Here is a 13,922-nt window from a genome sequence, read left to right as displayed (position 1 = left end):
GCAGTTGTTCGCGGGCGTGGCGGTGTTCGCGGGCGGTGCTCCGGGCGCCAGCTCCCTCGAGGACGCGCAGCGCTGGTCGTTGGATCCCTGGCGCCTGCCGGAGCTGTGGCTGGGCCCGTACCTGGCGGATCCGGCGGTGGAGCGCGCGGTGCCGGAGGAGGTCGTCAAGCCGCTGCTGCACACGGGCGGGTTCTCCACGCTGTGGTCGGATTCGCTGTTCGTCGGCGTGCCCGTGCTGGTGCTCGCCCTGGCGGCCCTGCGCTTCATCCCCGTGCGCCGGTGGGCCCCGTTCGGCGCGGCGTGGACCGCGCTGCTCGCGCTGGCGCTCGGTGCCGCCCTGCCCTTCTACGCGCTGCTCTACGACGTGCTGCCGCTGTGGCGACCGTTCCGCTACCCGGAGAAGCTCTTCGTGCACCTGTCCCTGGGCCTCGCGGTGCTCGCGGGGCTGGGATGGAAGGCCGTGGTGGCGTCACCGGAGCGCCTGCGCTGGACGGCCCGCGCGGCGGGGCTCGTCGCCGGGGGGCTCGCCACCGTGGCGCTCGCCGAGCGCGTGGGGGGCGCGTGGTCGCACGCGTTCGTGCTCGGACGCTGGCCCCGCGTTCCCACCCAGACGCTGGACACGCTGTCACACGCCTTCAGCACCGCGGGCTTCGTCGCGGCGGGGATCGCGCTGGGCTGCGCGCTCGTCCTGCCGGGGCTCGCGGACTCCCGGCTCCGCATGGGCGTGCTGATGGCGCTTCAACTGGGCGCGTCCTTCACCGCGAACGAGCCGCTCTACATCCTCGGATCCGAGGAGCTGCTGGACAGTCCGCCGACCTTCGTCCTGGCCGTGCGCGAGCACGCGGCCCAGACGGGGAGCACCGTGCCCCGGGTGGCGTCCCGCATCCAACGCTACCGCCTGCCCCGCTTCGAGGGCTTCGAGTTCCAGGACAGCGTGGCGCTGATGTCCCGCGCCACGCTGGTGCCCAACACGCCCGCGCTCTGGGGCATCGGCACCGCGGAGGCCTACCTGCCCGCCGCGAGCCCGCGCGTGTTGCACCTCCAGGATGCCGCGCCCGGCCTCTTCACCGAGCTGCTGCCCGTCTTCGGCGTGCGCTTCAGCGCCTACACCCCGGAGACCTACGAAGCGCTGAAGCAGAAGCCCGGGCCGGTGGTGGCGCGCGACACCGTCTTCGACCTGGTGCTGGTGGAGCACCCGGAGTCCCGGCCACGCCTGTCCCTGGCGAGGCCCCGGTGCGTCCGCGATGCGGAGGCGGCGCTCGGGCTCCTCCGCGACGCGTCCTTCCGGTCCAGCCCCCAGGCCGCGGTGGAGTGCGGCGATGCGACCCTTCCCGACTCCGGCACCGCGCCCCTGAACGGCAGCGTCCGGGTGGAACAGGATTCCCCCGAACGCCTGGTGGTGGAGGTGGAGACGCCCGAGGACTCGGTGTTCCTCGTCAATGACGCGTGGCAGGCCGGATGGTCGGCCGCCGTGGACGGGGCCCCCGCGAGGCTGCTCCCCGCCAACATCGCGGTGCGTGCCGTGCCCACACCTCGGGGCTCGCACCGCGTCGAGCTGGACTACCGCGTGCCCGGTCTGCTGCCGGGCATCCTCCTCTGCGCCGCGACCTGGCTGGGGCTGGCCGTGGCCGTGGGGTGGCGGCGCCTCGCTTCCAAGCGTCGGCCAATCAACGACGCACCGTCCTGAGGTCGGGGGGCGGGGGTTGGAACCCTGGCGCGGGTGCCTAGCTTGGTGAGCCACCCCCCTGCTCTGGACGTCCCCCGTGGCGATTCCCCCCGTCTTCCCGCGCCGCGTGCTGTCCGCGCTCCTGGGCGCGACCCTGCTCCTGTCCACGACCGCCGCGAGCGCGCAGTCCGCGCCCACGCCGCTGGAGGACAACCGCACCATCACGCTGGGCTACATCGGCATCGCGTATGAGCTGGGCGGCATCATCGACCCCACGCTGCAACCCGGTGGCACCAGCAGCGCACGTCCGAACTGGTTCACCTTCGCGCCGCATGCCTCCCAGGCCGGCGGCAAGGGCATGTACAGCGCGGCGCTCGCGCGGCACTTCATTGCCGCGGCGCGGCTGCAACCCTCGATGTCGCTGACGAACGCGTTGGACCGACTGGGGCTCACCGGCACGACGCGGCTCCAGCTCCAGGACCTGTCCCTCCAGCTCATCTCGCAGGGCCTCACCGCCGACGCGGCGGCGGCGCTGAGCGTGATGACCAGCTCGCTCAACGTCAGCGCGCTCGCGGATTCGCGCACCCTGCTCGCCACCGCGTCGCGGCTGGGCGCGCTGTACTGGAGCGCGCCGGGCCTGTCGCCGCTCGACAAGACGGAGGTCATCGTCGTCACGCTGGAGCGCACGCTGCACGAGGGCAACCTCGCCATCTTCAACGACATCGGCGGCTCCGCGCGCCTGTACCTGGACTGGCGCGCCGCCGCGACGGGGGCCATCACCCCGCAGCGCGTGCTCACGGAGTTCACCCTCGTGGGCGCCATCAACACCGAAGCCTGGCAGGCGCATGCCTACGCGCTCGCGCACGCGGAGGACGTGCCTCGCCCGCAGCGCATGGACCTGCTCTTCCCCGGCCTGCACTGGAAGAGCCTCCTGGTGGCGGCCTTCGCCGTCTACGAGGAGGCGCGGCTTGCGCCCACGCCCGCCCGGCGCGACGCGCTCATCGCCATGGGCAACAACTTCGTCGCGTGGCGCGAACAGCGCGACCAGGCCCAGCCCGTCTTCACGCCCTCGGGCTCACCCACCGACGAGGTGTCCCGCGCGGGCGTGCTCCAGGCGCTGACGCCGTTCCTGATGACGGACTTCGGCACGGTCCGCTGGACCTACGCGGACTACGCCTATGCGCAGCCGGACCGCGACGGCAACCCGCTTACTTCCCCTCCGGCCGAGTACAGCTGGGCGGACTTCTGGGACCGTTGGAACGGCATCCTCTTCGCATTTGACTCGGCCTACACCCGGCCCAGCGAGCTGTGGGTCATGCCCGAACCCCTCACGGATCCGCTCGGCTGACAGACGGGCGCGCGACTTTTCCGCTCTGGCTTGACGGGTGCGGGCCGCGTGCGGGAGCGTGCCCCCTGATGAGTCCCCTGCCTGGTGGCCCGTTCGAGCCCACACGCCCTGCCTCCGCGGAGGATCCGCACCCGGTGAGCACCCGCGCCCCACGCACCATGAAGGACGCCACGCAGCTTCCGCTCCCGGCCGACGAGGCCAGCATGTCCGCGCAGACCCGCCTGCAGGTCCTCCGGGAGATGATGGCCGAGGCGTTCCTGGCGCTGGACGCGCAGGGGAACATCCAGGAGCTGAACCACCGCGCCGCGTCCCTGCTGGGCCTGCCGCATGAGCGCTGCGAAGGCCTGACGCCGTGGGGCGCGCAGCCGGGGCTGGCCGGGACGCCGCTGCACGAGCGGCTGCTGGACGCGCTCGCCACGCGCGAACCCGCGCGGTTCCTGTCGGAGCTGCCGTCCGGGGTGTGGCTGGAGGTGTCGGTGCGCCCGGTGGGCGGCGAGATGTGGGTGCTCGCCACGGACATCACCCGCAGGCAGCGCGCGGAGGACGAGGCCGCGCGCATCGACGAGCGCTTCCGCCAGCTGGGCGAGCGCTTCCAGGTGGCGCTCGAGTCCGCGCAGATGGCGGTGTGGGAGACGAACCTGGTGACGGGGCAGGTGTTCCGCTCCGAGGGACACGACCGGCTCTACGGCTACGCGCAGCCCCTGCCGGAGTGGACGCACGAGCAGTTCCTCGCGTCGCTGCACCCGGACGACCGGCCGGCGGTGGAAGCGCAGGTGTCGTCCATCTTCCACAACGACGTGCTGTCGTATTCCTCCACGTTCCGCACGCGCTGGCCGGACGGCTCGTGGCACTGGCTCATCAGCCGCGCGCGCGTCATCCGCGACGCGAACGGCCGGGTGATGGTGGTGCGCGGGGCCATGCTGGACATCACCGCGCTCAAGGAGACGGAGGAGGCGCTGCAGGAGGCGGTGCGCACGCGCGACGACTTCCTGTCGCTGGCGAGCCACGAGCTGCGCACGCCGCTCACCTCGCTGCGCCTCCAGGTGGACCTGCTGCGCCGCCTGGCCGGGGCGTCCGCGGACGAGCCGCTTGGATCCGCGAAGGTGACCTCGCGGCTGGAGTCCGCGGACCGGCAGGTGCGGCGGCTGGGCGCGCTGCTGGACAACCTGCTGGACGTCAGCCGCATCCGCACCGGCAAGCTGGACTTCGACCTGGCGTCCGGGGACCTGGCGACGGTGGTGGAGGACCTGGCCGCGCGCTTCGCGGACGAGGCGAAGCTGGCCGGGGTGGAGCTGCACGCGCACGTGGACGGGCCGGCGCCCTGCCGGTTTGATCGGCTGCGGATGGAGCAGGTGGTCAGCAACCTGATGGCCAATGCGCTGCGCTACGGCCGGGGCACGCCGGTGCGCGTGTGGCTGCGCCAGCAGGCTGGAGCGCTGCGGCTGTCGGTGTGTGACAGCGGCCCGGGCGTCCCCGTCTCCGAGCGCGAGCGCATCTTCCAGCGCTTCGCCCAGGGCCAGGGCTCCGCGCGCACGGGGGGCCTGGGGCTGGGGCTCTACATCGTGCGGCAGATCCTGGAAGCGCACGGCGGCCGCGTCTGGGTGGAGGACGCGCCCGGGGGTGGCGCCGCGTTCGTGGTGACGCTGCCGCTGGACGGCGCCGCGTAAAGCCGCGCGGGGTGCTTCAGGCGAAGCGCTGGCGGAACGTGCGCAGGTTGGGCCCCTGCCCGTCCCGCTCGTACACCGCGAACACCACGCGGCGGAACGCGCCCGCCATCGTGGACAGCCCGTGCGCGAAGGCCTCCGCCGCGTCATGCGGGTTGTTGCGGAACGCGCCGCACCCCCACGCGCCCAGGATGAGCGTGCGGTGCCCGTGGTGCGCCGCCACCTGGAGCACCTTGAGCGCCCGGTCGAACAGCACCTCGCGCAGCTTCAGCGCGACCTCCGGATCCTTCGTCGGCAGCAGCTTCGCGTTGGGCGCGGGCGCGGTGATGAGCGACACGGGGAAGGGACGCTCCAGCAGATCGTACCGCTCGTTGCGGAAGAACGGCACGTCGGGCGAGTATAGCAGGTGGTCCGTGTACAGCGGCGAGCGCGCCTGGCGGTTCACGTCGTAGTACTCCGGCCACTTCAGCAGGCACGGATACAGCGCCGAGCACCGCGCCAGGTCCTCCTCCTGCGCCTTCGCGCCCGTGAGGAAGCCACCGCCCGGGTTCACCGCCGAAGCGAAGTTGAGCGCGAGCACCCGCTGCTCGCCCTCCAGTTCCACCAGCCGGCGCGCGGCCTCGCCCGTCTTCTCCGCCGTGACTTCCACGGTGAAGCCGCTCACGGGCGAAGGACGCGTGAGGCGCTCGAAGTCGCCGGGGCGCACCAGCACCGTGCCCTGGACCGCGTGGGCCACCGCGTCGCGGACGGACACCTCGCGGCCGGTGAGCGCCACGTAGGTGCCCTCCTCCACGATGCGCAGCGTCTCGTCCGCGACCTGCGTCAGGCCCATGGCACTACTCGCAGCCGATGCGCTCGGTGGCCACCGCGAGGTCGTCGATCCACGTCTCCGACGCGGAGTCGCCGTGCGGGTGCACGAAGCCGTAGCCCACCGCGAAGTTGCTGAACGGCCGCATGCCCACGTTCGGGAAGTCGAACGCCTGCGCCCCGTTCACCCACACCTGGGCGTGGCCCGTCGTGTCCGTCGCCTTCGCGCGCTGCACGCCCCACTCGATGCAGTTCCACTGGTTGGGCGACGTCTTCACCTTCACGGGGTCCTGGAGGTTCCAGCCCGTGCCCTCGATGCCGCTCCAGTCGTCCAGCGCGAAGCCGCCGTTGATCATGCCCTGCAGCTCGATGCCGCCGAAGCTGCCTTCCTTGGGCGAGAACAGGATGAAGTACGTCCCCATCACGTCCTGGGGCGCCGCCCGGTTCAGGTACACGTACGCGCGCGCATAGAGCACCGTGCCGAAGGTGGGGATGTCCTTGCGCAGGTGCGCGATGGTCTGCGGATCCTCCTCCGCGCCGAGCGGGAACTCGTTGTGGCCCGCCTCCGTCACCACGTGCAGCGCGCCGCTGCCGGAGCGGGTGCGCGTGCCATCGATGGCGATGGTGGCGTTGTGCTCCTCGTCCGGGGTCTTCCAGCCGTTCTGACCGTTGTCGAAGTTCTCGCAGATGATGGCGTTGGCCGGGCACTTGCCGTTGCCAGTGCCGCCCGTGCCCCCGTCCGTCCCGGGCAACGTCCCCCCGTCCGTGTCGCCGCCCGTGTCACCGTCGTCGCTGCACGCGGACAGCGCGCCCACCGCGAGGGAAGCCATCATCAATGCCAGTGCCGAAGTCGAACGCATGGGTCCTTCCGAAGAGTGCGTCGCGAGCCACGCTCCTGCCGCGCGAACCCGGGACGAGCCGCAGTCCTAGCACGGCCCCCCGTCGTCCCTGGAATGGGGCCCGACGGACCCGGGAATCCAGCAGGCGGGCAGGCCCGCGTGGGAGCCGTCAGGCCCCCGGGGACCATACGGCTGTCATGAATTGATGGATGCGCGTCTGGCGCGATCACAAGTGCTCACTAGCGGCTCACGGCCCTGCCCGACAGGTGCGCGTTGCCGTTTCGCGTCGTACTGCTTTTCATGGTGATGGGCTGCCCGCGAGGGGCGTCGCCTTCGCGTGCAGCACGGTCGGACCGAGGTGGGCGCGGGTAGGGTTTCCTGGCATCGGGGGAGAGCAGGAGATGGCAGATGCCTTCCGAGGACTCACGGTCGTCGAGCCCCTGGCCGACGCGGGGCTCTCTGGCCGTGACGCGCCCTCCGTGCGGCACCTCCCGCCCACGGGCACCGTGGCGCTCGTCTTCACCGACATCCAGGGGTCCACGCGGCTGTGGGAGCGCTGTGGCCCGAGCATGCGCGACGCGCTGGAGCTGCACGACGGCGTGCTGCGAGCGCTGCTGCGAGGCACCGACGGCTACGAGGTGAAGTCGCAGGGGGACGCCTTCATGCTCGCCTTCGCGTCGCCGGTGGAGGCGGTGCGCTGGTGCCTGCGCGCCCAGGAGGCGCTCCTGCACGTGAGCTGGCCCGCGGCCCTGCTGGCGGAGCCGGACGCGGCGGAGGCGTACGCGCCCGAGGGGCTGACACACCGGGGGCTGCGCGTGCGCATGGGTGTGCACGTGGGCGAGCCCGACTGCCGCGTGGATCCCTCCACCCACCGGCTGGACTACCTGGGGCCTCCGGCGAACCTCGCGGCGCGCGTGGCGGACGCGGGCCACGGCGGCCAGGTGCTGCTGAGCAGCGCGGCGTGGGCCCGCGTCGCGCCGGAGCTGCCCGCGCTGGGGATGCCCGTCGCGCGCACGCTGGGGGCCTTCCGGCTGCGCGGCGTGAGCGACAGCGTGGCGCTGGTGGAGCTGTTGCCCGCGTCCCTTTCGCACCGGCGCTTCGGCGCGCTGCGCGTCCCCCGCGAGCGGCCCGGCAACGTGCCCGCCGCGCGGCAGGACCTGGTGGGTCGCGGCGAGGAGCTGGACGTGCTGCGCCAATGGGTGAACGAAGGCGCGCGGCTCATCAGCATCCTGGGCCCCGGTGGCATGGGGAAGACGCGGCTGGCCACCCACTTCGGCGGGCTGGAGTCGGACGCGGGCGGCTGGGAGGGCGGCGTCTGGCGCTGCGACCTGGAGGAGGCGCTGACGGCGGACGACCTCTGCCACGCGGTGGGGCGGGCCCTGGGCGTGCCACTGGCGGCGGACGGCGATGGCAGCACGCCCGTGGAGCGGCTGGGCCGGGCGCTCGACGGCTGCGGGGACGTGCTCGTCATCCTCGACAACGTGGAGCAGGTGGTGCGGCACGTGCCGGCGACGCTCGGGCGCTGGCGGGTGCTGGCGCCGCGCGCGCGCTTCCTCGTCACCTCGCGCGAGGCCCTGCGGCTGCCCGGGGAGCGCGTGCTGGACCTCGCCCCGCTGGGCCTGCCGCAGACGGGCGAGACGCGCTGGGACGCCATCATCCACTCGGACGCGGTGCGCCTGTTCGTGCAGCGGGCCCATGAGGCGCGCGGCGACTTCCTCCTGAGCCCCGCGGAGGCGCCGTGCGTCGCGGACATCGTGCGGCAGCTGGACGGCATCGCGCTCGCCATCGAGCTCGCGGCCGCGCGCGTGAGCGTGATGGGCCTGGAGCAGCTTCGCGAGCGGCTGTCGAAGCGCTTCGAGCTGCTGCGCGGCGGACGCCGGGACGCGCCCGAGCGACAGGCCACGCTGCGGGGCGCCATCGACTGGTCCTGGAACCTGCTGGAGCCGGCCGAGCGCGCCGCGCTGGCGCAGTGCTCGGTGTTCCGGGGCGGCTTCACGCTGGAGGCGGCCGAAGCGGTGCTCGTGTTGCCGGACGGGTCGCCGGACGTCCTGGAGGTGCTGCACTCGCTGCGCGCCCGCTCGCTGCTGTTCGCGCGCGAGGTGGGGGCGCCCGGAGGCTTCCTGCGCCTGGGGCTCTACGAGAGCATCCGCGAGTACGCGGCGCTGCGCCTGCGCGAGCGCGGGGACGGCGCGGACTGCGAGGCCCGGCACGCGGACTGCTATCTCCAGCTCGCCGGTCGCCTGCGGGAGCGGGTGCAGCGCACGGGTGGCGCCGCGGCGCTGCACCGGCTGGCCCTGGAGCGGGAGAACCTGCTGGCCGCGTGCGACAACGCGATGGCGGTGCGGCCCGCGACCGCGGAGTCGCTGGGCCGCGCGCTGGAGACGCTGGTGGCGCTGGAGCCGGATGCGCGCACGCGCGGGCCGGTGGGGCTGCTACTGGAGCGGCTGGAGCGGGCGGTGGATGCGTCGTCCCACGTGCCGGTGGCGCCGCTGAATCGCGCGGAGGCGCTGGCGGTGATGGGCCGCGCGTACCTGGACGCGGGGCAGCCGGAAGCGGCGCGCCGGGCGCTGGAGGAGGTGCGAAGCGTCTTCCACACGCTGGGCGAAGCGGCCGCGGAGAAGCGCGTGCTCGTGGACCTGTCCATCGTCGCCCGCCATGCCGGAGACGTGGCCACCGCGTGGACGCTGATGAACCACGCGCAGGCGCTGCCCTCGCGGGGCGACCACTGGCTGGAGGCGTACGCGGTGGGGAACCTGGGGCTCGTCGAACAGGTGCGGCGCGGCCCGCAAGCGGCCATCCCCCACCTGCGCGCGGCGCTGGAGCTGTTCCGCGAGGTGGGGGACGTGACGTTCGAGGTGGGCTTCCTCACCAACTGCGCGGTGGCCATCGGCGAAGCGGGCGACAACGGCGAGGCGGTGCTGCTACTCAGCGAGGCGCTGGCCCGCGCGACGAGCGTGGAGGACCGCACCGGGCAGGCGCTGGCGCGGCTCAACCTGGGCTGCTACCTGGTGGACGTGGGCAACCTCGCGGAGGCGTGCGAGCACCTGGAGGCCTCGGTGCGCTCCTCGCGGCTCATGGGCCAGCGCCTGCTGGAGGGCACGTCCCTGGGGGAGCTGGGGCGCGCGTCGCTCGCGCGGGGTGACTGGAAGCAGGCCCGCACCGCGCTGGGCGAGGCGGTGAGCATCCTGGGCCGTGCGTCCCGCTGGCAGGCCCTGCGCTTCATCGCGCACCTGGCCGCGCTGGAGGCCACGTGCGGCGACCTGCGCGCGGCCCGCGAGGGCTTCGCGGCGGTGGAGGGCGCCCCGGAGCTGCGCGAGGATCCGGCCCTGCGCCAGCTGGTGGACCTGCTGCGCGCCACCCTCGACCTCGCCGAGGCCAGCGCCGCCCCGGCCGGCAGCACCGAAGGCCACGAGGCCCGGAGCGCGGCGTGGCGCCGCATCGAAGCCGCGCGGCACGCCCCGCGCGAGACGGCCTCGTCGGACATCCGCGGCGCGCTGCGCTTCCTGGAGGCCCACCCCGGCGTCGCCGAGTCACACCCGAGCGTCTGAAGGCCCCCTGCCCCGCTACGGCTTCGCGGCGGGGGTCGGCGCAGGCTTCGCGAAGCGGCGGAAGAAGCTGTCGTCGTTCCAGCGCGGACGCTCGGGCGCGTCCGCCACCGCCAGCGTCATCCCGGTCAGGAACGTGATGAAGCGCGCGGCGCCCTCGCGGTCCACCGGCTGGGACACGTCATCCGACGGCGCGTGGTAGCGCTCGTGCAGCCACTGCTTCATGACCTTCTGCTCCGGCGAGCCCGGCGTGTAGCCGAACTTGAAGGACAGCGCCGGCACGCCCTCGCGGATGAACGAGTACTGGTCGCTGCGCACGAACGCGTTGCGCTCCGGCTCCGGATCCGGGAGCACCTGCACGCCCTGCTGCGCGGCCACCTGGGTGAGCGCCACCGACAGCGTGGACTCGTCCTTGCCGTGCGCGATGACGGAGGTGAACGGCCACAGGGGCATGAACATGTCCAGGTTGATGTCCGCCACCAGCGAGGAGGCGGGCACGGGCGGCCGGGACGCGAAGAACTTCGACCCGAGCAGCCCCTTCTCCTCGCCCGTCACCAGCGCGAAGAGCACCGAGCGCTTCGGCTTCCGCGGCTGCTCTCGCAGCGCCCGCGCGACTTCCAGCAGCGCGGCCACGCCGGACGCGTTGTCCATGGCGCCGTTGTACAGGCGGTCGCCGTTCACCGGATCGCCGATGCCCACGTGGTCCAGGTGCGCGCTGAGCACCACGTACTCCTTCGCGAGCGCCGGGTCGGAGCCGGGCATGACGCCCACCACGTTCATCGACTTCAGCGGCTTGGCGTCGATGGCGAGCTTCGCCTTGAGGCGCGCGGGCAGGTCGAACTTCGGCAGCGGCTTGTCCGCGTTGGCCAGCGCCACCAGCTCCTCGTAGGTGTGCGGCGCGCCCTCGAAGAACTTCTGCGCGTGCGCCACGTTGACGACCGTCGCCACCTTCAGGCCGCGCGAGTCGTTGAGCGCCGGCTCCGCGAACAGCACCGTGGGGTTCCGGTTGGCGCCCACCACCCGCTCCCACGGCAGCTCCAGCATCTTGGGGTTCTGGAGGTAGACGTACCCCACGGCCCCCGCGCGCTTGAGCACCTTCACCCGCTCCGTCCACGAGGAGAAGTGGGACTTCAGCGGGCCCGGGATGTTCCCCGGTCCACCCTGGAGGATCACCACCACCTTGCCCTTGAGGTCCAACCCCGCCAGGTCGTCATGGCCCTTCTCCGGGATGGACAGGCCGTACCCCACGAACACCAGGGGCGCGTCCACGGTGCCGCTGTCCCCCTGCCGCGCGGACAGCACGACGTCCTCGCCCTGCACCAGCGGGAGCGTCTGGCCGTCGCGCACCAGCGCGATGCTGGACTTCGCCTCGTTGAGGCGGTGCGACTTGAGGGCCATGGGCTGGAGGAAGCCCGTCTTCAGCACCGGCTTCACGCCCAGCGCGGCCAGCTCCTTGGAGACGTAGCCCGTGGCGATCTCATAGCCCTTGCTGCCCGTGTCACGCCCTTCCAGGGCGTCACTGGAGAGGACCTCGACGTGCTTCCACCACCGGTCGCCCTCCGAGACGGGAGCGTCGGCGGCGAAGGCCCCGGAGGAGACGAACAGCGCGAGCGCGGCGACGGAGGAGGCTCGGTTCATGGAGCATGCGTTTAGGGCGACGGGCGCCCGGGACGCAACCGCGATGACTCACCCGAGCGGCGCCCGGGCAGGCTCCGGTGACGGCCTCAGGCCCGCACGCCCAGCCGCCGGCCGCGCAGCTCCGACAGCGTGCGCGCATCCAGCAGCACCGCGGACTTCTCCTGCGCGGACAGTGGCTCCACCGCGCCCGCCAGCAGCTTGCGCCGCGCGGAGGCGAGCGCCCCGGGCACGCCCGCCGTCGGGTGGGCCTCCAGCAGGGCCAGGTGCAGCGCGTGCGCGCGCGGATCCGTGAGCACGTGATCCAGCGCGTCGTCCACCGGCTCCAGCCCCTCCTCCGCGAGTTCCTGCGCGCGCACCAGCACGGTGGGCGGCGCCACCTCCTCGGGGATGAGGAACAGGCCCTGGCGCTGCGCCCACAGGCCCAGCGACGCGCGCGCGGTGAAGACGGAGATGGCCGGCGCCAGCCACAGCCCCAGGATGACGGGCGAAAGCCACGCCAGCATCCCCGGCGCCACCGCCACCGTCAGCGCCGCGAGCACGACGCCCACCGCCATGTGCCACTTGTGCCGGCGGAAGGCCTCCGACCACGGCAGGTCGGTGTCCTCGCGCTGCTGGCTGGACCACGTCACGCGGTAGCCCAGCAACGTCCCGAACACGAAGTGGGACTGGAACAGCATCATCACCGGCGCCATCAGCGTGGACACCACGCCCTCCAGCGCCACGCTCAGCACCAGCTTGAAGCGGCCGCCCATGCGCGCCGCCTCCGCGCGGTCCGCGAGCACCAGCCCCAGGCCCAGCAGGCGGGGGATCCACAGCATCGCCAGCGACGCGGCCATCAGCCGCAGCGCGCCCACGGTGTCGAACGCGTCCCCGCCGGGCAGCGTGGACTGGAAGTCCACCAGCGTGGCTGGAGAGAAGAACCACTCGTGCAGCGCGGCGAACAGCCCCGCCACCAGGAAGATGAGCCACAGGGGCGACGCCACGTAGGACATCACGCCCATGAGGAAGTGGGCCCGGCTCATCGGATGCAGGCCGCCCGCCATCACGAGGCCCAGGTGCTGCAGGTTGCCCTGGCACCAGCGGCGGTCGCGCTGCGCGTACGCCAGCAGGTCCGGGGGCGGCTGCTCGTAGCTGCCGCCCAGCTCCGGCACCAGCCACACAGTGAAGCCCGCGCGACGCATCAGCGCCGCCTCCACGAAGTCATGGCTGAGGATGTGGCCGCCGAAGGGCTGCTGCCCCGGCAGCACCGGCAGGCCGCAGTGCTCGATGAAGGGCGCCATGCGCAGGATGGCGTTGTGGCCCCAGTAGTTGGAGTCGCCCAGCTGCCACGCCGCGGCGCCCGCCGCCACGATGGGCCCGTACATGCGGCCCGCGAACTGCTGCAGGCGCGCGAACAGCGTGGAGCGGCCCACGTTCTGCGGCGGCACCTGGAGGATGCCGGCGCCCGGGTTCAGCTCCATCAGCCGGGCCATCTTCACCACGCTGTCGCCCGCCATCAGGCTGTCGGCGTCCAGCACCAGCAGGAAGTCGTAGCGGCGGCCCCAGCGCTCGCAGAAGTCAGCCAGGTTGCCGGCCTTCTTGCCGGTGTTGTCCGAGCGGCGCCGGTAGAAGATGCGGCCCTGCCCGTTGACGCGGCGGCACAGCTCCGACCACGCCAGCTCCTCCGCCACCCACGCCTCCGCGCGCGTGGAGTCGCTGAGCACGTAGAAGTCGAACGACTCCAGGTGCCCGGTGGCCGCCACCGACTCGTAGGTGGCCTGCACGTGCGCGAACACCGACGCCGGATCCTCGTTGTGGATGGGCATCACCACCGCGGTGCGGCGCGTGAGCGGTCCCGCGGCCTCGGCCTCCGTCGGCCAGCGCAGGCCCGGCACGCGGCGGTTCGACACGAGCTGCACGAAGCCCGCGACGCCGCCCCAGAACGACAGCGCGATCCACGCGAAGCACAGCGAGAACAGCGCGAGGACGAGCACCTCCGGCACCGTGGTGCCCCGGGCGCTGAGCAGCCGGTGCATCTCCACTGCGGCGAACCCGGTGGTCAGGGCCGCCAGCCCCAGCACCATGATGCGGCGCGGGCGGGCCATGGCCGGCGAGTACGGTTCGGCGTTCATGCGTGCTCCGAAGCTCCGGGGACGGCGGATGCGGGGTGGAAGGCGCGGCCTAGCGCGACGGCGACACGTCCGCCCGGCTGGCCGGACGCAGCCAGCGGCGCACCAGCTCCATGAAGGGATTGAGCACGAGCACCTGCTCACGCATCTGGCACGGCACCTCCGCCGGGGCGGCCATGGGCACCGACTCGCACACCGCGCGGCGCCACGCCTCCGGCAGCGTGCGCGGCTCGCGCATCAGCACGTCCGCGCCCCAGCGCGCGCCGCCCACCAGGACGAACGCGGCCCGGCCACGCACGAGCAGCGA

7 protein-coding genes and 2 pseudogenes are annotated in these 13,922 nt (G+C 73.0%); 4 read left to right on the top strand and 5 right to left on the bottom strand.

Translation table 11 applies throughout. The features are described from left to right. The 3 genes and pseudogenes from D7V93_RS45110 to D7V93_RS22950 form a co-directional block, all read left to right on the top strand. Nucleotides 1-1,687: pseudogene (locus tag D7V93_RS45110) on the top strand (hypothetical protein); the annotation flags it as partial. Between the two features lie 76 nt (nt 1,688-1,763). Further along, nucleotides 1,764-3,014, top strand: a complete 1,251-nt coding sequence (locus D7V93_RS22955) for a hypothetical protein (protein ID WP_120645445.1) — start codon at nt 1,764-1,766, stop codon at nt 3,012-3,014. A 68-nt stretch (nt 3,015-3,082) separates the two neighbouring features. Continuing rightward, complete coding sequence (locus D7V93_RS22950) at nt 3,083-4,681, top strand: sensor histidine kinase (protein ID WP_244237453.1); 1,599 nt, start codon at nt 3,083-3,085, stop codon at nt 4,679-4,681. A gap of 16 nt (nt 4,682-4,697) precedes the next feature. Here the strand turns inward: D7V93_RS22950 and D7V93_RS22945 are convergent, their stop codons facing one another. Then, the gene (locus tag D7V93_RS22945; protein ID WP_120645444.1) at nt 4,698-5,510 is read right to left on the bottom strand and encodes a TIGR02452 family protein; all 813 of its coding nucleotides are present in this window, start codon (nt 5,508-5,510) and stop codon (nt 4,698-4,700) included. Between the two features lie 4 nt (nt 5,511-5,514). After that, on the bottom strand, nt 5,515-6,345 hold the full coding sequence (locus tag D7V93_RS22940; RefSeq protein ID WP_120645443.1) for a hypothetical protein: 831 nt from the start codon (nt 6,343-6,345) through the stop codon (nt 5,515-5,517). Nucleotides 6,346-6,725: 380 nt separating this feature from the next. Here D7V93_RS22940 and D7V93_RS22935 point away from each other — a divergent pair, with 380 nt between their 5' ends. Beyond that, nucleotides 6,726-9,872, top strand: coding sequence for an ATP-binding protein (locus D7V93_RS22935; protein WP_120645442.1), 3,147 nt, complete (start codon nt 6,726-6,728; stop codon nt 9,870-9,872). Nucleotides 9,873-9,887: 15 nt separating this feature from the next. On the opposite strand, the gene D7V93_RS22930 is transcribed toward D7V93_RS22935, so the two are convergent. From D7V93_RS22930 to D7V93_RS45105, 3 genes and pseudogenes are all read right to left on the bottom strand, one after another. Beyond that, the gene (locus D7V93_RS22930) at nt 9,888-11,507 is read right to left on the bottom strand and encodes a M28 family metallopeptidase (RefSeq protein ID WP_120645441.1); all 1,620 of its coding nucleotides are present in this window, start codon (nt 11,505-11,507) and stop codon (nt 9,888-9,890) included. Nucleotides 11,508-11,593: 86 nt separating this feature from the next. Then, the gene (gene mdoH / locus D7V93_RS22925; protein ID WP_120645440.1) at nt 11,594-13,618 is read right to left on the bottom strand and encodes a glucans biosynthesis glucosyltransferase MdoH; all 2,025 of its coding nucleotides are present in this window, start codon (nt 13,616-13,618) and stop codon (nt 11,594-11,596) included. A gap of 49 nt (nt 13,619-13,667) precedes the next feature. After that, nucleotides 13,668-13,922: pseudogene (locus tag D7V93_RS45105) on the bottom strand (hypothetical protein); the annotation flags it as partial.

The organism is Corallococcus llansteffanensis (assembly GCF_003612055.1).
Classification (GTDB): Bacteria; Myxococcota; Myxococcia; order Myxococcales; family Myxococcaceae; genus Corallococcus; species Corallococcus llansteffanensis.
Note: the sequence above shows the minus strand (reverse complement) of the source record. Positions and strands in the feature narration are given on the sequence as shown.

What these genes read in the sequence shown, in the direction of transcription:
- D7V93_RS22950 (WP_244237453.1), top strand. Translation starts at nt 3,083, where the DNA reads ATGAGTCCCCTGCCTGGTGGCCCGTTCGAGCCCACACGCCCTGCCTCC.
- D7V93_RS22945 (WP_120645444.1), bottom strand. Translation starts at nt 5,510, where the DNA reads ATGGGCCTGACGCAGGTCGCGGACGAGACGCTGCGCATCGTGGAGGAG.
- D7V93_RS22940 (WP_120645443.1), bottom strand. Translation starts at nt 6,345, where the DNA reads ATGCGTTCGACTTCGGCACTGGCATTGATGATGGCTTCCCTCGCGGTG.
- D7V93_RS22935 (WP_120645442.1), top strand. Translation starts at nt 6,726, where the DNA reads ATGGCAGATGCCTTCCGAGGACTCACGGTCGTCGAGCCCCTGGCCGAC.
- D7V93_RS22930 (WP_120645441.1), bottom strand. Translation starts at nt 11,507, where the DNA reads ATGAACCGAGCCTCCTCCGTCGCCGCGCTCGCGCTGTTCGTCTCCTCC.
- mdoH (WP_120645440.1), bottom strand. Translation starts at nt 13,618, where the DNA reads ATGAACGCCGAACCGTACTCGCCGGCCATGGCCCGCCCGCGCCGCATC.